19 protein-coding genes are annotated in these 21,684 nt (G+C 71.1%); 8 read left to right on the top strand and 11 right to left on the bottom strand.

The genetic code is table 11. The annotated features are described in order from the left end of the window. Window positions 1–52 precede the first annotated feature (52 nt). A complete protein-coding gene (locus AB0C82_RS22915) occupies window positions 53–1,942 on the bottom strand; it encodes a VWA domain-containing protein (RefSeq protein ID WP_362844995.1) in 1,890 nt (629 codons plus the stop codon). A 291-nt stretch (window positions 1,943–2,233) separates the two neighbouring features. Here AB0C82_RS22915 and AB0C82_RS22920 point away from each other — a divergent pair, with 291 nt between their 5' ends. From AB0C82_RS22920 to AB0C82_RS22930, 3 genes are all read left to right on the top strand, one after another. Next, window positions 2,234–4,303 carry a PhoX family protein gene (locus AB0C82_RS22920; RefSeq protein WP_362845203.1) on the top strand — a complete coding sequence of 690 codons (2,070 nt, stop codon included), beginning with the start codon at window positions 2,234–2,236 and terminating at the stop codon, window positions 4,301–4,303. A 193-nt stretch (window positions 4,304–4,496) separates the two neighbouring features. Beyond that, window positions 4,497–6,170 (top strand): hypothetical protein, encoded by a 1,674-nt coding sequence (locus AB0C82_RS22925; RefSeq protein WP_362844997.1) that lies wholly within the window; start codon window positions 4,497–4,499, stop codon window positions 6,168–6,170. Window positions 6,171–6,259: 89 nt separating this feature from the next. Next, window positions 6,260–6,667: an RNA-binding S4 domain-containing protein gene (locus AB0C82_RS22930; RefSeq protein WP_362844999.1), complete on the top strand. Its 408-nt coding sequence runs from the start codon at window positions 6,260–6,262 to the stop codon at window positions 6,665–6,667. A 52-nt stretch (window positions 6,668–6,719) separates the two neighbouring features. Here the strand turns inward: AB0C82_RS22930 and AB0C82_RS22935 are convergent, their stop codons facing one another. The 4 genes from AB0C82_RS22935 to AB0C82_RS22950 form a co-directional block, all read right to left on the bottom strand. Further along, window positions 6,720–8,615, bottom strand: a complete 1,896-nt coding sequence (locus tag AB0C82_RS22935; protein ID WP_362845206.1) for an FUSC family protein — start codon at window positions 8,613–8,615, stop codon at window positions 6,720–6,722. Window positions 8,616–8,696: 81 nt separating this feature from the next. Continuing rightward, the gene (locus tag AB0C82_RS22940) at window positions 8,697–8,942 is read right to left on the bottom strand and encodes a DUF2630 family protein (protein ID WP_362845002.1); all 246 of its coding nucleotides are present in this window, start codon (window positions 8,940–8,942) and stop codon (window positions 8,697–8,699) included. 51 nt (window positions 8,943–8,993) lie between these two features. Further along, window positions 8,994–9,980 (bottom strand): NADP-dependent oxidoreductase, encoded by a 987-nt coding sequence (locus AB0C82_RS22945; RefSeq protein WP_362845004.1) that lies wholly within the window; start codon window positions 9,978–9,980, stop codon window positions 8,994–8,996. 117 nt (window positions 9,981–10,097) lie between these two features. Continuing rightward, window positions 10,098–10,967 (bottom strand): hypothetical protein, encoded by an 870-nt coding sequence (locus AB0C82_RS22950; protein WP_362845007.1) that lies wholly within the window; start codon window positions 10,965–10,967, stop codon window positions 10,098–10,100. Between the two features lie 118 nt (window positions 10,968–11,085). Here AB0C82_RS22950 and AB0C82_RS22955 point away from each other — a divergent pair, with 118 nt between their 5' ends. The 4 genes from AB0C82_RS22955 (at window position 11,086) to AB0C82_RS22970 (ending at window position 14,009) form a co-directional block, all read left to right on the top strand. Continuing rightward, window positions 11,086–11,496: a hypothetical protein gene (locus tag AB0C82_RS22955; RefSeq protein WP_362845009.1), complete on the top strand. Its 411-nt coding sequence runs from the start codon at window positions 11,086–11,088 to the stop codon at window positions 11,494–11,496. A gap of 161 nt (window positions 11,497–11,657) precedes the next feature. Beyond that, entirely contained in the window at window positions 11,658–12,629 is a 972-nt protein-coding gene (locus tag AB0C82_RS22960) for an ATP-binding cassette domain-containing protein (RefSeq protein WP_362845012.1), read from the top strand. Beyond that, entirely contained in the window at window positions 12,626–13,486 is an 861-nt protein-coding gene (locus AB0C82_RS22965) for an ABC transporter permease (protein ID WP_362845015.1), read from the top strand. Before AB0C82_RS22960 ends, AB0C82_RS22965 begins: the two co-directional genes overlap by 4 nt. Before the next feature lie 157 nt (window positions 13,487–13,643). Beyond that, window positions 13,644–14,009: a hypothetical protein gene (locus tag AB0C82_RS22970; RefSeq protein ID WP_362845018.1), complete on the top strand. Its 366-nt coding sequence runs from the start codon at window positions 13,644–13,646 to the stop codon at window positions 14,007–14,009. A gap of 64 nt (window positions 14,010–14,073) precedes the next feature. Here AB0C82_RS22970 and AB0C82_RS22975 read toward each other — a convergent pair whose 3' ends face one another. The 5 genes from AB0C82_RS22975 to AB0C82_RS22995 form a co-directional block, all read right to left on the bottom strand. Next, on the bottom strand, window positions 14,074–14,496 hold the full coding sequence (locus AB0C82_RS22975; protein ID WP_362845209.1) for a universal stress protein: 423 nt from the start codon (window positions 14,494–14,496) through the stop codon (window positions 14,074–14,076). Window positions 14,497–14,575: 79 nt separating this feature from the next. Then, window positions 14,576–15,226: an FMN reductase gene (locus tag AB0C82_RS22980; protein WP_362845021.1), complete on the bottom strand. Its 651-nt coding sequence runs from the start codon at window positions 15,224–15,226 to the stop codon at window positions 14,576–14,578. 5 nt (window positions 15,227–15,231) lie between these two features. Beyond that, entirely contained in the window at window positions 15,232–16,320 is a 1,089-nt protein-coding gene (locus AB0C82_RS22985) for an LLM class flavin-dependent oxidoreductase (protein WP_362845024.1), read from the bottom strand. A gap of 342 nt (window positions 16,321–16,662) precedes the next feature. Further along, window positions 16,663–18,483, bottom strand: a complete 1,821-nt coding sequence (locus AB0C82_RS22990; RefSeq protein ID WP_362845027.1) for an alkyl sulfatase dimerization domain-containing protein — start codon at window positions 18,481–18,483, stop codon at window positions 16,663–16,665. 93 nt (window positions 18,484–18,576) lie between these two features. After that, window positions 18,577–18,867, bottom strand: a complete 291-nt coding sequence (locus tag AB0C82_RS22995; protein WP_362845030.1) for a hypothetical protein — start codon at window positions 18,865–18,867, stop codon at window positions 18,577–18,579. A gap of 189 nt (window positions 18,868–19,056) precedes the next feature. Here AB0C82_RS22995 and AB0C82_RS23000 point away from each other — a divergent pair, with 189 nt between their 5' ends. Beyond that, window positions 19,057–19,185 carry a DUF6126 family protein gene (locus AB0C82_RS23000; protein WP_362845033.1) on the top strand — a complete coding sequence of 43 codons (129 nt, stop codon included), beginning with the start codon at window positions 19,057–19,059 and terminating at the stop codon, window positions 19,183–19,185. 142 nt (window positions 19,186–19,327) lie between these two features. Here the strand turns inward: AB0C82_RS23000 and AB0C82_RS23005 are convergent, their stop codons facing one another. Further along, a complete protein-coding gene (locus AB0C82_RS23005) occupies window positions 19,328–21,301 on the bottom strand; it encodes an NAD-binding protein (RefSeq protein WP_362845036.1) in 1,974 nt (657 codons plus the stop codon). Between the last annotated feature and the right edge of the window lie 383 nt (window positions 21,302–21,684).

The following is a 21,684-nucleotide window of genomic DNA, read 5'->3' on the forward strand; positions in this document are numbered from 1 at the left end:
GGCGGCACCCGCCGCTGGGGCGGGCACCGCCGTGCCGGTGATGACGCGTGGATCAGCCGCTGGTGACGTCCTCGCGGGAGGCGGTCCAGGCGGGGAGCGCGGACAGGATCTCCCGGTAGAACGTGGCGTCCGGGACCTCGCGCGGCGCCGGGCCCGCGTGGAAGAACGCGGCGTTCCCGACGTCGAGCCTGCGCAGGAAGTCGAAGCCCTTGGCTTCCTCGTCACCGAAGGCCACGAACTGGAAGAACAGCGGCAGCCGCGCCGCGTCGGCCAGCGCCTGGCGGGCGGCCTGCTTGGCGTCCGGCGGGCCGTCCGTCTGGAAGATCACGAGGGCGGGACCGGTGGCCTGCGACTTCTCGTAGTGCGCGACGATCTCTTCGACGGCGCGGTGGTAGTTGGTACGTCCCAGACGGCCGAGCCCGGCGTGCAGCTCGTCGATACGGCCCTCGTGGGCGGTGAGGTCGACGGCTCCGGTGCCGTCGATGTCGGTCGAGAAGAAGACGACGGGCACCGTGGCGTTCTCGTCGAGGTGCGCGGCGAGTGCCAGGGTGCGGTCGCCCAGGTGCTGGGCGCTGCCGTCCTTGTAGAAGGGCCGCATGGACCCGGAGCGGTCGAGCACCAGGTAGACGGTGGCGCGGAGCCCGGTGAGCCCGTGCTCCTTGAGCCCTGCCTGGGCGGCCTTGTAGGAGTCGACGAGCTGGGGCGCGCGGGCCTTGACCCGGGCGAGCGTCACGGCGGGCTGCGCGGCGGCTGCGTCGGCGGGCTCCACGGCAGCGGGCTCGTCGACGAGGGGCTCCGCGACCTCTGCCTCGGCAGCGGGCTCCGCGGTGACGGGCTCGTCGGCGACGGGCTCCGCGGTGACGGGCTTGTCGTCAGCGGGCGGGATGATGGCGCAGACGAACTCGGCGTCCGGCTCGACGTCGGCCTCGACGTCGGCCTCGACGTCGGCCTCTGCCGGGACGGGGTCGGCTTCGGTCACATCTGCCGGGACGGTGCCGGCTTCGGCTGTCGGTTCCGGGAGGGCTTCGACGGCGGCGGCCGGTTCGGCCTCCACGTCGTCGTCGACGTCCGTGTGGTCCTGGACTGCGGCCCCGGCCTCGGGGGCTGCCTCCGGGGTGGGCTCGGGGGTGGGCTCGGGGGTGGGCTCGGCCTCAGCCTCTGCCACGATCTCAGCTTCGGCCACGGAGGTCTCGGCGGCTTCCGGCTCCGCTTCCGGCTCCGGGTCCAGGTCGAGCGTGATCGGCTCCGGCTTCGCCTCGGGCTCGGTCGCGGCGGCGACCGGCTCGGCCTCTACCTCGGCCTCTACCTCGGCCTCTACCTCGGCCTCTACCTCGGCCTCCGCCGCCACCTCCGGCGCCGCGTCAGCTTCGGCGATCGGCTCGGTGATGGCAGCCGGCTCGGCGGCCGGTTCCGTGATGGTGACCGGTTCCGTGATGGCGGCCGGTTCCGTGATGGTGACCGGTTCCGTGACGGCGGCCGGTTCCGTGACGGCGGCCGGTTCCGTGACGGCGGCCGGCTCCTCGACGGCCGTCGGCTTCGTGTCGGGGGCCGAGCCCTGGGCCGGGACCGTGGGCGTGGCGGCGGGGGCCGACGACGAAGCGGCGGCCGCCTTGTCGAAGGCAGCAGCCACCAGGTCCGAGGCCAGTCCGCTGTCCTGCTCACCGGACCGCGCGGCCGGCGTGGTCGCCGAGCCGGCAGCCGAGGAGGAAGAGGCGGAGGAAGCGGAGGTGGAAGCGGAGGCGGAGACCGCGGAGGAAGTGGAGGGGGAGGAAGATGCCGGGGCAGGCACCGACGCCTTCACGGCCGGTGCGGGCTCGGCCGCCGAAGTCGTCTCCGACTCAGTGGGCTGGGTGCGTTCGGCCTGGGGCGGGACAGTGGCCGTGGCCGACTCGTCCTGCTCCGTGCGGCCGAACACCTTGCGCAGCAAGCTCCGAATGCCCATGGGCCAAGCCTTTCGCATGAGTTGGGTGCGTGATATGTCCATCCTGCGGGAATTGATCCCCTGGCCAGGGCGGATACGTAAGGTTAGCGGCCGGATCCGGCCGTTCGGCGGCACGGCCCGCCCCGGGGACAACTGAGCCTCAACCGAGCCCCAACCGAGGCATTACCGATTTCCGGCCACCTGTGGAGAGCAGCGGTGGCCCGGACTTCACCCCGCGTTCACCGGGAGTCCCTCGTACCGCGTGACTGCGCACCTACCGTCACGCAGGACACACAGATGGAGGGAATCCACGTGCGCAATCTGCTGCCGCTCATCAGCTCGCATCCGGGCGGGCGCTCTGGGCTGACCTGCCGCTACCGCTGCGGCGACGCCTGCTTCCAGGAGATACCGAACACCAGCGACAACGAGTACGCCGGCGATGTCATCGCCGGTGCGCTGTCGCGCCGGTCGATGATGCGCGCCGCTGCCGTGGTGACCGTTGCCGCTGCTGCCGGGACCGCCGCCCTCGCCGGTCCGGCCGCCCCGCAGGCCGAGGCCGCCGCCCTCGCCGGCGCCGGTCGTACCCCGAAGTACCCGCACAAGCCGGGCGTCCCGGGCGCCCGTGGTCTGCGCTTCGCGCCCGTGGCCCCCAACAAGGACGACAAGGTCACCGTCCCGGACGGCTACGGCCAGAACCTCGTGATCGGCTGGGGCGAACCGATTCTGCGCGGTGCCCCCGCCTTCGACCCGGAACGTCAGACGGCGAAGGCGCAGGCGGGCCAGTTCGGTTACAACGTCGACTTCCTGTCGCTGCTCCCGCTCCCGGGTGAGCGCGGCCGGCAGGTCCTGGTCGCCAACCATGAGTACACGGACGAGAACCTCATGTTCCGTGGTTATGATTCGGCCAATCCGACCCGTGAGCAGGTCGAGATCGCCTGGGCGGCGCACGGACTCTCCGTGGTCGTGGTCCAGGAGGAGCACCGCACCGGCAGGCTCGGCGCGATCAGCCGCCACCCGCTGAACCGCCGCCTCACCGCGACCAGCGAGTTCCGGGTCACCGGCCCGGCCGCGGGCAGCCCCCTGCTGCGTACGTCCGCCGACCCGTCCGGCCGCAAGGTCCTCGGCACGCTGAACAACTGCGCGGGTGGCACCACACCGTGGGGCACCACGCTGCACGGCGAGGAGAACTTCAACCAGTACTTCGCCAACGGTTCGAGTGCCACCGACAAGCGGTACGGACTCGGCTCGGCCGCCACCGAGCGCAAGTGGGAGCGCTTCGACAAGCGTTTCGACGTCGCGCAGGAGCCCAACGAGCCGCACCGTCACGGCTGGGTCGTCGAACTCGACCCGTTCGACCCGGAGTCCACCCCGCGCAAGCGGACCGCGCTTGGCCGCTTCAAGCACGAGGCGGCGCAGCCCCGGCTGACCTCCGACGGACGCCCGGTCGTCTACATGGGCGATGACGAACGCTTCGACTACTTCTACAAGTTCGTGTCCAGCAAGCGGATGAAGAAGGGGAACTCGCGGGCCGCCCGCGAGCACAACCTGACCCTGCTGGACGAGGGCACGCTGTACGTTGCCAAGCTGACCGGTGACTCCCCGGCCGCCGAGTTCGACGGCACCGGAAAGCTTCCGTCCGACGGCGAGTTCGACGGCAGCGGCGTGTGGATCCCGCTGGCGACCGGCAACGTCTCGCACGTGCCCGGCATGACGGCCGAAGAGGTGTACGTCTTCACCCGTCTGGCCGGTGACAAGGTCGGTGCCACGAAGATGGACCGCCCCGAGGACGTCGAGCCGTCGCCGCGCACCGGCCGCGTCTACATCGCGCTCACCAACAACACCGACCGCGGCAAGGCCGGGAAGGCCGGCGCGGACGAGGCGAACCCGCGCAACCTCAACAAGCACGGCCAGATCCTTGAGCTGGCGGAGCACTGGGACGACCCGGCCGGAGACGGTTTCGCCTGGCGTCTCTTCCTCGTCGCGGGCGACCCGAACGACCCTTCGACGTACTTCGCGGGCTTCCCCAAGGAGAAGGTCAGCCCCATCTCCTGCCCGGACAACGTGGCGTTCGACGACCACGGGAACCTGTGGATCTCCACGGACGGCAACCAGCTCGGCTCCCACGACGGCCTGTTCGGCGTCGCGACGCAGGGGGAACGGCGCGGGGAGCTCAAGCAGTTCCTCACGGTCCCCACCGGTGCGGAGACCTGCGGCCCCGTGATCCAGGACCGTCGCGTCCTGGTCGCGGTGCAGCACCCGGGCGAGGTCGACGGCGCGAGCGTCGAGAAGCCGGCGAGCAGTTGGCCGGACGGGCCGGGGAAGATCGTCCGTCCGTCCGTCGTCGCCGTCTGGCGCAAGGACGGCCAGGACATCGGCGTCTGATCGCGCCCGGCTCCACCGCCGATCCAGGCGGAGCCCTGTAGAACGTCAGCCCTGTGCCCATGCGGTGCGGGGCTGACGTGCGTCGTGGAGAAGTGCGCGGGTGCCCCGGGATTCCTTGTTAGCGTGACCCGGCCCGGGGGGTGATGGTCAGTCAGCCCTCCGTGTCCCGTACCTCTCACGAAGGGCCCCCCACATGCGAATACCGTCCCGCAGAACGCGTCTCGCGGCCTGTGCCGTGCTGGCGGGCGCGATGCTGACGGCAATCGTCCCCGCCACCGGCGCCACCGCCGGTCCCGCCGCCCCCTACGCGGCGGCCGTCGCGGCGGACGATCCCGTCCCGGGTAACGAGGGAATGCCGGACGACGGCTTCGAGAACGAACACGAGGGCGAGCAGAACGACCTCGCCCCCGCCGAGCCGTCGGCCCAGCTCGACGCCGGGGTGCAGGCTGCCGCTCTCCCCGGCCGGGCCGGGGACTTCCACCTGGCGGCGGGTTCCAGCCTCACGGGCCTCGTCGACCGGCTGGACGCCGCACTGCCCAAGCAGAGCCTCACCGATCTCATGGAGCAGGCGAACCGGCCCGCGGGCTGGGAGGGGGCCTGCGGTACGACGGGCATCTACGGTCCCGATCTGGCGGTCAACCACCGCGTCTGCTGGAAGTCCGACGACGCGACCTCCACGGAGTGGGTGCCCCAGGCCATCACGGGTGTCTCGGACGCCCAGGAGGACGAGGACTGGGGTACGTCCAACGCCGAGCCGATCGCCGTCGCGGGGTACGACGCGCAGAATCCCGGCCGCAGCGACATGGTGGCGGGCGCCGACAACTGCGTCCAGGACGCCGCTTCCGACGCCTGCAACGAGAAGGGCGTGCGGGTCAGTTTCTTCAACCAGGCGACGGGGATGTACCGGCACGCGCTGCTGGTCTGGCCCTACGTCAACTCCAAGAGCAACATCTCCTTCGACGCGCTGCACGCGCGTGAGGGCAAGTGCACCAGCAGCGTGACGGCCTCCTGCAAGGCGCAGAACGGCATCCACGCCGGTGGAATGGTCTGGTACGGCGACTACCTGTACGTCGCCGACACGGCCAACGGAATGCGTGTCTTCGACATGCGCAGGATCATGGACCTCAACCCGGACGACAACGCCGACGTCAACGACCCGACGCCGGACGGGCTGGTCAGCGACGTGCTGGACAAGAAGCGGGTCGGCCGCCAGAGCAATGTCTGGTACGGCTACGGCTACCGCTACGTCATGCCGCAGGTCGCCTCGCTGAAGTTCACCGCGGCCAAGCCCAGCGGGAGCACCGCCAACAACCAGTGCTACGCCACCGGCCGCCCGAAGGCCTCGTACATCTCGCTGGACCGCACAGGTACGGACCACATGGTCCTGGGTGAGTACTGCAACACGAACAGCGGCGGCACCAGCCCCGGCCGCGTCGGCACCTACCCGATGACCGCGCTCACGGCAGCGGTCGAGGGCGCCGCCGGCACGGGAGCCGGTGCCGACCTCGCGTTCGGCCTGCCGGCCGGGGCCACCTTCAACGGTGAGGACCTGTGGCACAAGATGCAGGGCGTCACGCGGTACGAGGGCAAGTGGTACTTCCACCGCAGCAACGCCTACGACAACGGAAGGCTGCTGCAGGCCACCCCGCAGACCGTCGACGGCACGACCCAGCTCGTGGGGAACCCGAAGGTTCTCGAGTCCTCCTTCGGTCCGGAGGACTTCTATCTCGCACACGGACGGGGTGACGGCTTCGCCCCACAGCTGTGGTCCCTGAGCGAGCACGCCCCGAGCTCCACGTGCTCCACGTGCAAGCGTGAGATATACAGCTACAACATGTCCGAGGTCATCGGCGACTTCGGTTCCTGATCCACCACGATTCCGGAGGGCGCCGTACGGGCGGACGAGAGGTCCGCTGTACGGCGCCCTCGCGCGTGCGTCGCACTAGAGTCGGTCCCATGGTTTCCGGTGAGGCACCGCAGGCGGCGGGCAGCGTCCGTGTCGACGTCTGGATCTGGTCGGTACGGCTGACGAAGACCCGTTCGCAGGCCGCGGCCGCCTGCCGGGCAGGACATGTGCGGGTCAACGGTGACCGGGCGAAGCCCGCCCAGGCACTGCACACGGGCGACGAGGTACGGCTCCGGCACGAGGGCCGGGACCGGATCGTGGTCGTGTCGAAGCTCGTGAAGAAGCGGGTCGGCCCTCCGGTGGCGGCCGAGTGCTTCGTCGACAACAGCCCGCCTCCGCCGCCGCGCGAGATCGCACTCCAGGTCCCGGTCCGGGACCGCGGCACAGGCCGTCCCACCAAGCGCGACCGGCGCGAGATGGAGCGCCTGCAGGAACGGGGCTCCGGGCCCGACCACTGAGCCGGTCACTCTCCGTGTTTCACGTGAAACACCGGGTTCGGCAGGAGTCCTCCTACGGCTGCGGCGAGGCGATCGCCCTGGCCGCAGCGACTTCCTGACGCAGTGGCTCCAGGACACTGTCCTCGTCACCCGTCAGTTCGGCCCGCACCTCCACCAGCTGCTCGCTCGACCGCAACCCCTGCGACAGCTCCCGCAGGTGCTGCTCGATCGCGGCCACCTCGGCGGGGAGCGGAGCCTCGGCCCCGTGGTTGACGCGGACCCGGGCCGCCGTCGTCGCGTCCACGATCCGCTCGACGGCGACGACGAGTGGCCACCATGCGGCGGCGTACGTCCCGACCGGTGGCGGTTCCGTGAGGGCACGCTGGAATTCGGAGCGCACGGCCGACAGGTCGCGGTAGAGCCGGCGCCGGGCCCGCACCCGTTCCGCGTGGTCGGTGGCGAGACCGTCGAAGGCGCACGCCACGTAGTCGGCGATGTCCGTCACCGCGTCCGCGAGGCGGGAGCCGATCCGCGTGTGCCAGCTCTCCGGCCAGAGCAGATAGCCGGCCACGAGCACGATGGCGCAGCCGATCAGACTGTCGAGGAGCCGGGGCTGCACCAGTGCGATGCCCTGGTGGTTCAGCAGGTCGGAGAGCAGCAGGATGACCGGCGTGATGGCCGCGGTCTGGAAGGCGTACCCCTTCGCCGTGAATGCGGGGATGAGCGCGGCGAGCACCACCATGACCGGCACGTCCCACCACCCGATGGGTACCTCGGCGAGCACCGGTGCGGCGACGACCAGTCCGGCCGCCGTGCCCACCGCGCGCAGCACCGCCCGGGAGAAGACCGAGCCGTAGTCCGGCTTGAGGACGAAGGTGACGGTCAGCGCGACCCAGTAGGACCGTTCCACGTCGATCAGCGAGGTGAACGCCTGGGCCAGACCGATGCAGAGGGCCAGGCGCAGCCCGTACCGCCAGGACGTCTCGGAGAACAGCACGTTGCGGGCAGCCCGCCGGATGCGTACGCCGAGGGCGGCGGGCCGTCCGAGACGGTCGTCGACGTTGTACGGATCGGGCTCGTCCTTGTGGACGACGGACGCGGCATGGCGCAGGGCACTGTCCACCGCGCGGGTGGCGGGCGATTCGGGGTCCGGGAGGTCGAGCACCGGCGCGCCGCCTCGGCCCTGCTCGACGTCGTCCGCCAGTGCGCGTACGGCCGCCGGAATCAGTTCGGGCAGCGGGCGGCGTGCCAGATGGACGGCGGGCGCGGCCTCGACGAGCGGGATGACGACGTTGAGCTGGGACAGCAGCCGCACCAGGGAGGTGCTGCGCCCGTGGTACCGCGCCCGCCGCGCGAGCACCAGGTCGTAGGAGGCGTTCAGCGACTGGGTGACGGCCTGGCGCCGCTCCTCGTACGCGGGTGTGCCGGCGGCGGCCAGCAGATCGGCGACGGTCCGGTAGGTGTCGGCCACAGCGGCGCGTTCGGGGAGCTTTCCGCGCAACGGCCAGGCCAGCAGCGTCAGGACGAGCACCACGAGGCCGCCGAGCGTCAGCAGCAGCGGGGCGGCCCACCAGGGGTCGGGCATGGGCAGTCCTGCGCCGACCACCGAGTTGAGCAGGAGCAGCAGTCCGGAGACCGAGGCCACGGCGCCGATCGTCGACATCATCCCCGAGACCAGTGCGATGGCGGTGAGCACGCCGACGGCCGCCCAGCCGGTGTCGAAGACGAGGATGCCGAGCATCATGCCCAGCGCGCCGAACAGCTGCGGTACGGCGATGTTGAGGACGCGCATCCGGTAGGCGTCGGCGGTGTCGCCGATGACACCGGACAGTGCGCCCATCGAGACGAGCGCGCCGTACTCGGGCCGGTCGACGGCGAAGCCGACGGCGAGCGGGGCGGCCATGGCCACGGATGCGCGGGCGACGGCGGCCCAGGGGATGGGGGCGGTCTGCGGGCGCAGCCCGGTCAGCAGCCAGGGCGGCGGTGCCGCGCGCTTCCGTCCGGCGTCGGCCCCGGCCACTGCGTGCCCCCTCCGTACAGCTCGTGCAGATCAGCTCTTGTAGTTCTCGACCTCTTCCGCCGGGCGCACCTTCGCGGTTGACGGGTCCTCACCGAACTCGCTGAGGGCGCGGCGGCGGCGCAGGAGGTCCCAGCACTGGTCGAGCCGTACCTCCACCGTACGCAGCTGTGCCCTCTCCTCGGCGGAGAGGCCCATTTTCCCGGTGGAACGGTCGCGCAGGGCGCGTTCCTCGGTGATCAGTTCGTCGATGGTGTCGAAGATGTCCTGGTCGGCCATGACGCCTCCCTCGGTTGCGGGACGTGGGGTGCGGCGGGTGCGGGAACGTGGTCAGAGCACGAAGAGCGTTTTGCCGCGCGCACCGCCCGCGCGGTTCTCGGCGAGTGCCTGCGGTGCCTTCTCCAGCGGGAGTTCGACGTCGATCGGCACGCTCAGCGTTCCGCTCGCGGTCGCCTTCGCGAGGGTGGCGAGCAGGACGGCCGTCGGTGCCAGCCGGAAGTCGGCGGCCCTGCTGCCCGCGGGTGCGGTCGCAGGTCCCGCGGCGCCCCGGGTGCTGAGGGCGACGCCGCCCGTGCGGACCAGCGCCGCGTGCGGGGCGAAGGAGGCCGGGTCGGTGGAGACGAGGTCGACGAGCGCGTCCACGCCGTCCGGGCACACCTCACGCACCGCCGCTTCGAGGGCTCCGGGCCCGGTGGTCGTGTCGATGGTGAGGGCGGCCCCCAGCGCCCCCATCCGGGTCCGCTCGTCGCCGCGTACCGCCGCGATGACGCGCACGTCACGGGCGGTGGCGAGCTGGGTGAGACAGCTGCCGACGCCACCCGCCGCACCGATGACGAGCAGCCGCCCGCCGGGACGTACGGACGCGGCCTCCAGGATCTGCGAGGCGGCCATCCCCGCCGAGGGGAGTGCGGCGGCGGTACGGAGCGGCAGTTCGCCCGGGGCCAGGACGATCGGGGAGTCATGGGGCACGGAGACGTACTCGCAGTACGTTCCCGTCCCGGGTGCCGGCCCCGGAGCAGACCCGGGAGCCCTCCCCGGAGCCGTCGTCGTGACCCGGCCGAGGACGGCGTCACCGACCCGGAAGGGGTTGTCGCCGCTCCCGATCATGTCGACCCTGCCCGCGAAGTCGACACCGATGACCAGGGGGAACACCCGCCGGGCCGGACCGGTGACATCGCCGTCGAGGGTCTGCCAGTCGTACGGGTTGAGGGAGGCGTACTCGATCTTCACCCGGACCTCGCCGGCCGCGGGTTCGGGCTTGGGGACCTCGACGAGAGCCGGCTCCGCGCGGAACGCGCTGACGACGATGGCTCGCATGACGGAAGACCTCTCAGTCGCCCCCGACACTCACGAGTCCCACTCTCGCCCGGCCCACCCGTGAGCGCACGTCGGACCCGGCCGCTCTCCCGGCCCTCCGAAAGCCGGTGCAAAGGCCTACCCCCGCCGGGGCGCACGGCGCGTCAGCACCACGCGCGCCACCACCGCACCGACCGCCAGCACCGCTCCGACCAGCAGCAGCACCCACACCGTCGTCCGCAGGGAGTCGGTCAGCGCGTCGAACACCGCCGTGGCCGCGGCCCGGTCGCCGACCGGCACCTCGTCCAAAACGCGGTCGCGGCCGACCGAGATCAGGATCCGCAGCACGATCGCGCCGAGCACCAGCCCCGCCCCCGCCACCGACGCCGCGAACAGCGCGCCCCGCAGCCGATGCCGTACCGCCGCCATGCCCACCACGAGGACCAGCAGCACCAGCGTGCCGATCGCGGGCCAGACACTGCCGTACCGCAGCCATCCGATGTTGCTGCGCAGTTGGTCCGCGCGGTCGGCCGACAGCAGGGTGATGGCCGTGCGCTGGACGGGGATCTGTTCCGCGAAGGGCACTCCGTCGTTGACGAGCTGCCCCTTGACCTGCTGGATCACGGGTGCCAGGTCGATGACCACGGCCTGCCCGCTGTCCCCGTCCAGCGCCTCCGTCACCGTCTCGTGGGAGGTCCGGTTGGCGAGGTCCCAGGCGTTCTGGAACGCCTCCGTCGTCGTGAACGACTGCACGGCGCCGCGCAGCAGCTCCTCGACGGCCTCCTGGAGCGGCCCCACATCCAGCTGCCTCATCGCCTCGTCCGTGATCAGGCCGGCGACGGTGCTCTGGACGGCCGGGTCCGAGGCGAGCGGGGAGAGCGCGCTGACATACCGGTCGGTGTCGTCGATCTCCAGATCCACCCAGGCCGCGACGGCGCTCAGGGGCACCAGCACGGCGAGCAGGACGAGCAGGACTGCCGACAGGGTCACGGAGAGGTAGGTGCGCACAGGCTCAGGGAATCCCGTCAGGGCCGGGAGCGCCCCGGGCCGTAGGCCGTTCGAGTTGCCGGGCGGCGCGGTCGGGTGTGCTCTGGAGGAACGGGGACGAAGGAAGGAGCCTTCCGCCATGGCCTCACACGCAGCCATGCCGTCCCGCGGGTCCCATGGGTCTCCCGCGCGCACGACGACGCACCACGGTCCGCTCGGCTGGGCGCTGCCCGTGGCCCTGGGCGTGATCTTCGGTTTCTACGCGGCGTTCATCGAGCGGGACGGCGGCGCCGTCACCGGAGGGCAGGTCGTGCTCGGGGTGGTCTCCGGGGTGGTCTTCGCCGCGCTCTGCTTCGTCCTGGGCCGCTACCGCGACGCGCTGCCGCGAGAACTGCGGGCGGCGGCGTTCGGTGCGCTGACGGCGTGTGCGATCGGATTCCTGACGAGTCTCACCGGTACCAGCGTGCTGCGGTCCGCCGTCATGGGAGCGGTGGTCGGGGCCGGTGTGTTCTGCGTCGCCTTCTACGTCTTCTACACGCGGGAGGACTGAGCGGACCACGTACGACCGTAGGCGCGACCGCCGGAGCTCTGGCGGTCGCCCTTCGCCGCGCCACCGCCTCCGTAGCGACGAAGTGCCCCGTACAAGCGGATGCCCCGTACGAACGGATGCCCCGTACCTGACGAGTGCCCCGTACCGACAAGGGATGGAACATGACGACGGAACTGGCCATCGAGACCAGCGGGCTGGTGAAGGTCTTCGGAGAGAACCGCGCGGTCGACGGCGTGGATCTCGCCGTGGCGACCGGCACGGTCTACGGGGTCCTCGGGCCCAACGGCGCCGGGAAGACCACCACCGTACGGATGCTGGCGACGCTGCTGCGCCCGGACGGCGGCGAGGCGCGGGTGTTCGGCAAGGACGTGGTGAAGGACGCCGACGCCGTACGCGGCCTGGTCAGTCTCACCGGGCAGTACGCCTCCGTCGACGAGGACCTGACGGGCACCGAGAACCTCGTCCTGCTCGCCCGGCTCCTCGGGCATTCGAAGCCCGCGGCGCGTACGCGCTCCGCGCAGTTGCTGGAGGCGTTCGGGCTGAGCCAGGCGGCCGGCAAGCAGGTGAAGAACTACTCCGGCGGTATGCGCCGCCGCATCGACATCGCCGCGTCCATCCTGAACACCCCGGACCTGCTCTTCCTCGACGAGCCGACGACCGGGCTGGACCCGCGCAGCCGCAACCAGGTGTGGGACATCGTGCGGGCCGTCGTCGCCCAGGGCACGACGGTCATGCTGACCACCCAGTACCTGGACGAGGCCGACCAACTGGCGTCCCGGATCGCGGTCATCGACCACGGCAAGGTCATCGCCGAGGGGACGAAGGGCGAGCTGAAGGCCTCGGTCGGTGCGGGCTCCGTCCATCTGCGGCTGCGCGATGCCGAGCAGCGCCCCGAGGCCGGACGGGTACTGTCCGCCGCCCTCGACGCGACCGTGCAACTGGACCCGGACCCGGTCGCGCTCACCGCCCGCGTCAACGGTCACGGCACCGAGCAGGGCGCCGCCGAGCAGGCCGCACGCGCCCTCGCGGAGCTGGCCCGCTGCGGGATCACCGTGGACAACTTCTCGCTGGGACAGCCCAGCCTCGACGAGGTCTTCCTCGCGCTCACGGACAGGAAAGGAGTGGCGGCATGACCACCACGACCGACAGGACCGGGCTGCCCGAGGACGCCGCGCTCGCCGCGCCCGACGCGAAGAGCCTGGCGGCCCTGCTGGTCGGCCGGGAGCGGCCGCCGAGACCGAGCGCGCTGTCGGCGTCCCTCACCTTCGGGTGGCGGGCGATGCTGAAGATCAAGCACGTGCCGGAGCAGCTGTTCGACGTGACGGCGTTCCCGATCATGATGGTGCTGATGTACACGTACCTCTTCGGCGGCGCGCTGGCCGGCTCCACCCAGGAGTACATCCAGTTCCTGCTGCCGGGCATCCTGGTGATGAGCGTCGTGATGATCACGATGTACACGGGCGTGGCGGTCAACACCGACATCGAGAAGGGCGTCTTCGACCGCTTCCGCACGCTGCCGGTCTGGCGGCCCGCTGCGATGGTCGGCTATCTGCTCGGTGACGTCCTGCGCTACGTCATGGCCTCGGCGGTCATGCTGACGGTCGGCATTCTCATCGGCTACCGGCCGGCCGGCGGACCGGTCGGCGTACTGGCGGGTGTGGCCCTGCTGGTGGTGTTCTCGTTCGCGTTCTCGTGGATCTGGACCATGTTCGGACTGATGCTGCGCACGGAGAAGTCCGTGATGGGCGTCAGCATGATGGTGATCTTCCCGCTGACGTTCCTGAGCAACGTCTTCGTGAACCCGAGCACCATGCCGGGCTGGCTCCAGGCGTTCGTGAACAACAGCCCGGTGACGCATCTCGCCTCCGCAGTACGGGAGCTGATGGCCGGCAACTGGCCCGCGACGGAGATCGCCTGGTCGCTGGGATGGTCGGCGCTCTTCGTCGTGGTGTTCGGCTCGGTGACGATGCGGCTCTACAACCGCAAGTGAGGACGCCGCCCCACGCCGCCCCGTGCTTCACCCCCCTCCACGCCAACGCCGCTCCATCCCCCGCCACCCGCCCGGTCGCACCCCGTCCGGGCCGGGCACAGACTGGAAGAGGACGGAGTTCTCGGGTGCGGTACGGCCGATCGGCTCTGGAGGAGTCATGACGGCAACCACGCGGACGGATACGCCCGTTGCCATGGAGGGCGACGGTGTGGAACTGCGTATGCGGGACGTCGGGGGAGACATGACCGTCGCCTTCGTGCGGTTCCCGAAGGGCACGGACATGTCCCCCGCGCTCAAGGGGCAGCCCGACGACATGTGCCAGTGCCCCCACTGGGGCTACCTGCTCAAGGGCCGGCTGAAGATGCGGACCAAGGCGGGGGACGAGGTGTACGAGGCGGGCCAGGCGTTCTACTGGCCGCCGGGACACGTCCCGGAGGCGCTGGAGGACTGCGAGTACGTGGACTTCTCGCCCACCAGGGAGTTCAACGAGGTGGTCGACCACGTGAAGGCGCAGTCGGCCTGACGTGTGGCCGCACCGGAAGGGGCGGCCCGTGTGATCCGGGCCGCCCCTTCCGTGCGTGTCGTCGTCAGTCGCGTACGACCGTCACCGGGCACGGTGCGTGCTGGGCGACGTGGAGACTGACCGAGCCGAGCAGCGTCGCCTTGAAGCCGGTGTGGCCGCGGGCGCCGACGACCAGCAGGTTCGCGCCCTTGGCCCGGTCCAGGAGAGCCTGTGCCGGGCTGCCGATCACGATGACCATGCTCACGGCCGCGGCGCCCTCGACGCCGAGGGCCTCCTCCAGCACCTCCGTGAGCGCGATGGTGGCCACGGCCTGGGGGTCGAAGTCCTCCGGCACGCCCGGCATCATGGACGCCCAGCTGGTCGCGGGGTACTCCCAGCTGTTCACGGCCTCGACCGTGTCGCCGGTCAGCTCGGCCTGGCGTACGGCCCAGTGCAGTGCCTTGATCGACGGTTCGGAGCCGTCCACGCCCACGACGATCCTGCCCATGTATGCCTCCAGCTCGATCATGCCCGGTTCGACTTTCGGTCCAACTCTAATCAAACCGGACATTCCGCTCTCCGTTGGGTCAGTCCAGCCGGAGGTCGGCGAGCTGTTGCTCGAACGGCACGACCGCGTCGTCCAGACCGGGCGCCCTCGACGCACCGGAGACCGTCCGGCCCAGCACCGCCGAGGCGAGCTCACCGCCGGCCCGCCGGATGCGGGACGGCAGGCCCTCGGTGTACTCGTCGCCGGAGGAACCCCAGTCCTCCGACGCCGCGTACACGGACGTCGGCAGGGTCACGGCCCGCAGGTAGGCGAACAGCGGGCGCAGCGCGTGTTCCAGGACCAGCGAGTGCCGGGCGGTGCCGCCCGTCGCCGCGACCACGACGGGCTTGCCGGTCAGCGCGGTGTGGTCGATCAGGTCGAAGAACGACTTGAACAGTCCGCTGTACGAGGCGGTGAAGACCGGCGTCACGGCGATCAGGCCGTCCGCCTCCGTCACCGCGTCGATCGCGTCCTTCAGGGCGCGCGGCGGGAAGCCGGTGACCAGGTTGTTCGCGATGTCTACGGCCAGGTCGCGCAGCTCGATGACCTGTACGTCGACCCTGCGGTCCTGGTCTGCCTCCAGCCGCTCGCGGGCGGCCCCGGCCAGCCGGTCGGCCAGCAGGCGGGTGGAGGAGGGGCTGCTCAGCCCGGCCGAGACGGCGACGATCCTCAGGGGAGCGGTGGCGAACACGGTACTCAGACCTCCTTGGCGGCAGCGGCGGCGGCGACCGCCGGGTGGACCGGGCTGCTCTCCGGCACACCGGCCGGCCTCAGCCTGGCGAACTCCTTGCGCAGCACCGGCACGACCTCTTCGCCGAGGATGTCGAGCTGCTCCAGGACCGTCTTGAGCGGGAGTCCCGCGTGGTCCATCAGGAACAGCTGGCGCTGGTAGTCGCCGACGGAGTCACGGAAGGACAGGGTCCTCTCGATGACCTCCTGCGGGGACCCGACGGTCAGCGGGGTCTGCTCGGTGAACTCCTCCAGCGAGGGGCCGTGGCCGTATACCGGTGCGTTGTCGAAGTACGGGCGGAACTCCCGGACCGCGTCCTGCGAGTTCTTCCGCATGAACACCTGGCCGCCGAGACCCACGATGGCCTGCTCCTCGGTGCCGTGCCCGTAGTGGGCGTAACGCCGGCGGTAGAGCTTGACCATCTTCTCGGTGTGCTCCATGGGCCAGAAGATGTTGTTGTGGAAGAAGCCGTCGCCGTAGTACGCGGCCTGCTCGGCGATCTCCGGGGAGCGGATGGAGCCGTGCCAGACGAACGGCGGGATGCCGTCCAGCGGGCGCGGGGTGGCGGTGAAGGACTGGAGCGGCGTACGGAACTTGCCTTCCCAGTCGACGACCTCCTCGCGCCACAGCTTGTGCAGCAGGGCGTAGTTCTCGATCGCCATCGGGATGCCCTGGCGGATGTCCTTGCCGAACCACGGGTAGACGGGCCCGGTGTTGCCGCGTCCCATCATGAGGTCGATGCGGCCCTCCGCGAGGTGCTGGAGGGTGGCGTAGTCCTCGGCGATCTTCACCGGGTCGTTGGTGGTGATCAGCGTGGTGGATGTGGAGAGGATCAGCTTCTCTGTGCGGGCGGCGATGTAGCCGAGCGTGGTCGTCGGCGAGGACGGGACGAAGGGCGGGTTGTGGTGCTCGCCGGTCGCGAAGACGTCCAGGCCCACTTCCTCGGCCTTGAGCGCGATCTCGATGGTGGCCTTGATGCGCTCGTGCTCGCTCGGTGTCCGGCCGGTCGTGGGGTCGGTGGTGACGTCTCCGACGGTGAAGATCCCGAACTGCATGACGCCCGCCTCCAAAGAGGTTTGGTTGAATGTTGAACTATGTGAACACACCCTACAACGGGGTACCCCCACGGCCTATTCCGGGTCCGCGGGACGGGTCCTGTCCCGCTGCTCGGAGATCCACCGTTCGGCCCGCGTGACCGCTTCCCGCCGCGCGCCGTGGATCCCGCCCGGGCCGGGGCCACCCGGTCGCCCGGGCCGGGGCCACCCGGTCGTCCCCCGGCTCCCGGCCTCGCCGGCGACCGCGCCCGACGCCCTCTCGGCGGGCGGGAGTCGGCGCCGGCCCGGCCGCGTCCTCCTGCTGCGCGAGGAGGCGCCTTCCCCACGGGCGGGGGGACGGGGCTAAGGAGTCACGATCGGGAAGGACGTGTCGGGTTCCGCGAGCAGCGAGAACAGGGTCCCGAGCACGGCGGGATCGCCGTCCTGCTCGACCCCGTCGAGGCCCTGGCCGGCGAGGATGCCCAGCAGCTGGGGACGGGTGAGGGTGAGGGTCAGCGCCGCCGGGCTCCGGAGCGGGGCGGTGCCGGTGGTGGCGCGGTGGGTGAGGGCCCCGTTGTGGAGGGTGAGGCGGTGCCGGGTGCCCTCGTCGGTCATGTTCAGGTCGATGACCAGGTCCAGGTCCCAGGCGCGGGGCCCGTCTACCCGTACGGCGATCGAGTCGAGGAGCTGCTCGACGGAGAGCGCCATGGCCATCCCGGGGTTGTCCGTGTCCAGCAGCGCGCGGCTCGCGCCCTCGTCGAGTTCCTTGGCACCCATCAGGTAGAAGTTGCGCCAGGGACCGTTCTCGCAACCGTGCCCCAGCGTCCGGTACACGGCCGCCAGGTCCGCACGCGCACCGGCGTGGGTGTCGTCGGCGAAGACGACGTGGTTGAGGAGCGTCGCGGCGAACCGCAGGTCGCCCTGGTCGACGTACTCGCGCGCCATGGCGACCACGGCGTCCGCGCCGCCCATGCAGTCGACGTACCGCTTCGCGGATTCGACCGGGGGGTGCTCCCAGAGATGGGCGGGGTTGCCGTCGAACCAGCCCATGTAGCGCTGGTAGACCGCCTTCACGTTGTGGCTGAGCGAGCCGTAGTAGCCGCGGGCGTGCCAGGAGTTCTCCAGCGCGGGGGGAAGCTGGATCTCCTCGGCGATCTCCAGGCCGGTCAGCCCGGCGTTCAGGAGCCGCAGGGTCTGGTCGTGCATGTAGGCGTACAGGTCACGCTGGACCGCGAGGAAGTCCGTGACGTTCTCCCGGCCCCAGGTGGGCCAGTGGTGTGACGCGAAGGCGACGTCGATCTTGTCGGCGAACAGCTCGATGGCCTCGTCGATGTAGCGCGACCAGATGCGGGGGTCACGTACCAGGGCGCCGCGCAGGGTCAGGACGTTGTGCATGTTGTGCGTGGCGTTCTCTGCCAGGCACAGGGCGCGGCGGTCCGGGAAGAGGAAGTTCATCTCGGACGGGGCCTCGGTGCCGGGTGTCATCTGGAAGACCATCCGCACGCCGTCGACCGTCTCCTCCTGCCCCGTGCGCTCGATGTCCACGGTCGGAGGGATGAGAGTGATCGTGCCGGTGGAGGTGGTCATACCGAGGCCGGCGCCGATCTGTCCGTCGGGGGCCTTCGGGATGCGGTCTCCGTACATGTACGTGGCGCGACGGGTCATCGCGTTGCCCGCGTACACGTTCTCGCTGACCGAGTGCTCCATGAAACCGGCCGGGGCGAGGATCGGCACCGGGGCGTGGCCCTCGGGGAGGATCCCGCGAGCGCCGCCGAAGTGGTCGCCGTGCGAGTGGGTGTAGATCATCCCGGTCACGGGCCGGTCGCCGCGCTCGCTCCGGTACAGCGCGAGTGCGGCCGCGGCGGTCTCGGCCGAGATCAGGGGGTCGATGACGACGACTCCCTTGTCCCCTTCGACCAGTGTCATGTTCGAGAGGTCGAGCCCGCGGACCTGGTAGATCCCGTCCGTCACCTCGTAGAGCCCCTGCCGGGCGCAGAGCTGGGCCTGGCGCCACAGGCTCGGATGCGCGGTCCCGGGGCAGTCGGCGTCGAGGAACGCGTACGCGTCGTTGTCCCAGACGACGCGGCCCTCGTCCCCCTTGACCACGGCGGGCTCCAGGGCGGCGACGAAACCGCGGTCGGCGTTCTCGAAATCGGTCGTGTCGTGGAACGGAAGAGCGCTCATGCCCCTCAGTAGAACCGAGTGGGGCTTTATGTGCATTTCAACCTTTTCGGGCAGCCGCCCGGGCGAGGCCGGGCGGCTGCCCCGGGGCCGGCCCTACTTCAGCGCGGCAAGACCCTTCTGCATGTCCTCGACGTTCATCACCGGCTGGATCTCGATCTTCGCGCCGAGCTCCTCCAGCAGCGGCTCCGCGATGCTGGGCAGCCGCCAGCTGTCCTGCATGTCGAAGACGAACGTGCAGGACCGCCCGCCGTCGCTGGGGCCGAAGTAGGCCGCCTCGGGCTTGAGGTCCTGGAGCATCTTCTCCATGACCTTCTGCAGCTCGCCGCTCTTGATGAGCTTGTTCGACATCTGGGTGTCCATACGCGCCCTCAGCATGACTCTCATTGCAGTGCCGCTCCTTACGCCCACCACGACCGGCGCGGTGTGGTCCGCGCTCGCTGAGACCTGGTGAAGTCCCGCTCAGGTTCTCCTCGGGTGTCGGGGGCGGCAACATCTCGTCCGCCGTCCGGGCCTGTCCGGTGCGTACTGTGAACACGCCGTACGACCACGGCGACGGGTGAGATGAGGCGGGCCATGGCCGAGAGCGAACGCTGGAAGGAGCGCGGCGTCGCGCTGCGCGTCTTCGTCTACGTCTTCGCCACGCACCTCTTCGCCGGCTTCGTCTGGATCCTGTTCTACGTGGGCGAGCACGCCCCTAAGTGACGCCCGGCTTCGCCCAGTCCGACGCGGACGGGACGGCGCGGCTGGTCAAGGGTGTGAAGACGGACGCCGGCACCTCACGTACGCCCGGGAGAGCGGGCCCCGGGGTGCCGAGCCGGCCTGCGGCGGTCGGCATCCCCTGGGTTCAGCGGCGCGTCATCGACCGCTGCGCGCGGAGGAGTTCCGCCAGACCTCGCCGGGTCGCGGCGATCACCACACGGTCCTCGGGGCGCAGTACGTACCCGGGGTGCAGGTCCCAGACCAGGCCCTGCGGCAGGCCCGTCGTCCCGGCGGCCGCCAGGTCCGGCTGCCGGTCGGCGGGCGGCGTGGCGTCCAGGGCCAGGACCCGCCAGGCACCCGCGCGGAACGCCTGCTCCACCGTGCGGCCCTCCAGCTGGGGGTGGCCCGCCACGCCCAGCGCGGCGAACAGCATGACCTTCCGCTCGACCGGGATCGCACCCAGGATCTGGCGGCCCATCATGGCGCCCGCGAACGACGGGGCGGCCAGGTGGGAGACCGAACGGGAGCGGGTCAGGGCCTGCGGGTGGGCGGTGCGCAGGGTGCGGTAGACGGCGGTGGCGAACTCGTCGTCGTACAGCCGCAGCGCCACGCGCAGGTCCGGCTTGACCGAGCGGGCGTACAGCGCTGCCTCCAGATTCGTGGTGTCCACGCTGGTCAGAGCCAGCAGGGAGCCGGCGCGATGGATCTTCGCCGCCTCCAGCACGCCTTCCTGGGTGACATCGCCTATGACGGTCGGGACGTGCATGCTCCGGGCCAGCGGGATCCCGCGAGCCTCCGGGTCCTCCTCGACGACGACCACGGGGATGTTCAGTTCCCGCAGCCGCACCAGCACCCGCGTACCGATCTTGCCGAGGCCCAGCAGCACCACGTGCCCGGACAGTCCGCGCGGCGGGCGGCGCAGCGACGACGTGGTGCGCAGCGAACCGAACGTCTCCAGGACGGCGGCGACCAGCAGGGGCAGCAGCATCAGCCCGGCCAGGCCGGAGAGCAGCTGGATGATCTGCCGGCCCGGCGGGTCGTCGAGCGCCGGATCACCCATCGCGAACAGGTCGAGCAGCGTCAGGTAGGCGGCGTGCAGGGGGTGATAGCCCGTGGACAGCACCGAGGCCACGGCCAGACCGACCACGGCTGTCGCCACACCCGCCGCCGACCAGCGCAGCCGCCGCGAGAACACCTGGCTCAGGGGCGCGCCCCGTCCGCCCATCCGCCGCGCCGGGCGGGCCGGGTCCGCCTGGCTCATGTTCTCCAGGACGATGGTTCCGCGTCCCACGGCCGACGCCACCGAGGCGTCGTCGGGGAGGAGTTGGGGCCCCTCGTCGCCGCTGCTGTCGGAACCTTCGGCTCCCGCCGGGTCGTACGTGGTGGAGGAGAGCAGCGCGAGCGTACACAGTCCCGGGTCGGCCACCTCGCCGTGGCGCGGCGGCGGCCGTTCGGCGGCCCGCAGGATCAGGCCCTCGGCCTGGACGACCCTGCTGCTGCCGGTGAGGGCGGTGGCGGCGAGGGCGGGGGCCGCCGTGTCCGCGTCCGAGAGCACGGTGGTGGAGGCGTCGAGTGCCGCCTGGTCGAGTCCGGGCATGGCCAGCACCGCCGCCTGGTCGAGCAGCGTCTCCAGGTGCTGGCCGAGCTTGCGGTTGTAGAGCCGGATGACCAGGCGCAGGCGCGGGTTGAGGCGGCGGGCGGTCAGCGCGGCACGGATGTTGCGCTCGTCGTCGTCGTAGACGAGTGCGAGCGCCGCGGCCCGGTCGATGCCCGCCTCCTCGAGTACGTCGTCGGATGGCTCCGGTGCCTCCAGGATGCGTACGGCCTCCACCCCGGCGTTCGTGTCGCTGTCCGTGGTGCCGGCCGCCGCGCCGTTGCGGCTCATCGCCGCCGACATCCGCCCGAACAGGGCTGCCGCACGGCCGCGCTGGGTCAGCGGCTGTTCGGGATGGGTGGGGTCGCGGCCCGGCGGCAGGACCAGGGTGACCCGCTCGCCGTAGACGTATCGGAGCTCCACGGCGAGGCGCCTGGCCAGGGTGTCGTCACCGCACACGACCATGTGTCCGCCTGCGGAGGGGCGTTGGGGCTGCTGAGGAAGTGGGGGCACGAAACCCAGCATGCCGTGCTCCTTCCGGTCGCGTCCGGCAGGTCGGTGATCTTCGCATGACAGGTCTGTGGTGCCCTTCGGGGGACGCGGCCCGGGTCTGTCGCCCGGCCGGTCAGGACACTCCACCGCGGGAAGGAGCGCCGGAGGCGGCGCGCGTGCGACCGGACCGTGCGTCCTGCCGCCGCGAGGGAGGTGCCCGGCTGCCGTGTCACCACGAACGGCTGCGCGGCAGCCGGGCCGTCCCCCGTGTGTTCCCCCGTATGTTGCTGACCGGATGGTGTCAGCCGCGACCGCGCCTCCGCACTGCCTGGATCCGGCAGTCTTGGCCCTTCACCGATGCCGGGCATCGGCAGGCCCCCGGGGGAGTTGAAGAAGCGTCGGGGGAGCGTCACAGC

The organism is Streptomyces sp. NPDC048560 (genome assembly GCF_040650955.1).
GTDB lineage: Bacteria > Actinomycetota > Actinomycetes > Streptomycetales > Streptomycetaceae > Streptomyces.

What these genes read in the sequence shown, in the direction of transcription:
- AB0C82_RS22955 (WP_362845009.1), top strand. Translation starts at nt 11,086, where the DNA reads ATGGCCTCACACGCAGCCATGCCGTCCCGCGGGTCCCATGGGTCTCCC.
- AB0C82_RS22990 (WP_362845027.1), bottom strand. Translation starts at nt 18,483, where the DNA reads ATGAGCGCTCTTCCGTTCCACGACACGACCGATTTCGAGAACGCCGAC.
- AB0C82_RS22985 (WP_362845024.1), bottom strand. Translation starts at nt 16,320, where the DNA reads ATGCAGTTCGGGATCTTCACCGTCGGAGACGTCACCACCGACCCCACG.
- AB0C82_RS22930 (WP_362844999.1), top strand. Translation starts at nt 6,260, where the DNA reads ATGGTTTCCGGTGAGGCACCGCAGGCGGCGGGCAGCGTCCGTGTCGAC.
- AB0C82_RS22975 (WP_362845209.1), bottom strand. Translation starts at nt 14,496, where the DNA reads ATGGGCAGGATCGTCGTGGGCGTGGACGGCTCCGAACCGTCGATCAAG.
- AB0C82_RS23000 (WP_362845033.1), top strand. Translation starts at nt 19,057, where the DNA reads ATGGCCGAGAGCGAACGCTGGAAGGAGCGCGGCGTCGCGCTGCGCGTC.
- AB0C82_RS22960 (WP_362845012.1), top strand. Translation starts at nt 11,658, where the DNA reads ATGACGACGGAACTGGCCATCGAGACCAGCGGGCTGGTGAAGGTCTTC.
- AB0C82_RS22925 (WP_362844997.1), top strand. Translation starts at nt 4,497, where the DNA reads ATGCGAATACCGTCCCGCAGAACGCGTCTCGCGGCCTGTGCCGTGCTG.
- AB0C82_RS22940 (WP_362845002.1), bottom strand. Translation starts at nt 8,942, where the DNA reads ATGGCCGACCAGGACATCTTCGACACCATCGACGAACTGATCACCGAG.
- AB0C82_RS23005 (WP_362845036.1), bottom strand. Translation starts at nt 21,301, where the DNA reads ATGCTGGGTTTCGTGCCCCCACTTCCTCAGCAGCCCCAACGCCCCTCC.
- AB0C82_RS22970 (WP_362845018.1), top strand. Translation starts at nt 13,644, where the DNA reads ATGACGGCAACCACGCGGACGGATACGCCCGTTGCCATGGAGGGCGAC.
- AB0C82_RS22965 (WP_362845015.1), top strand. Translation starts at nt 12,626, where the DNA reads ATGACCACCACGACCGACAGGACCGGGCTGCCCGAGGACGCCGCGCTC.
- AB0C82_RS22915 (WP_362844995.1), bottom strand. Translation starts at nt 1,942, where the DNA reads ATGGGCATTCGGAGCTTGCTGCGCAAGGTGTTCGGCCGCACGGAGCAG.
- AB0C82_RS22945 (WP_362845004.1), bottom strand. Translation starts at nt 9,980, where the DNA reads ATGCGAGCCATCGTCGTCAGCGCGTTCCGCGCGGAGCCGGCTCTCGTC.
- AB0C82_RS22995 (WP_362845030.1), bottom strand. Translation starts at nt 18,867, where the DNA reads ATGAGAGTCATGCTGAGGGCGCGTATGGACACCCAGATGTCGAACAAG.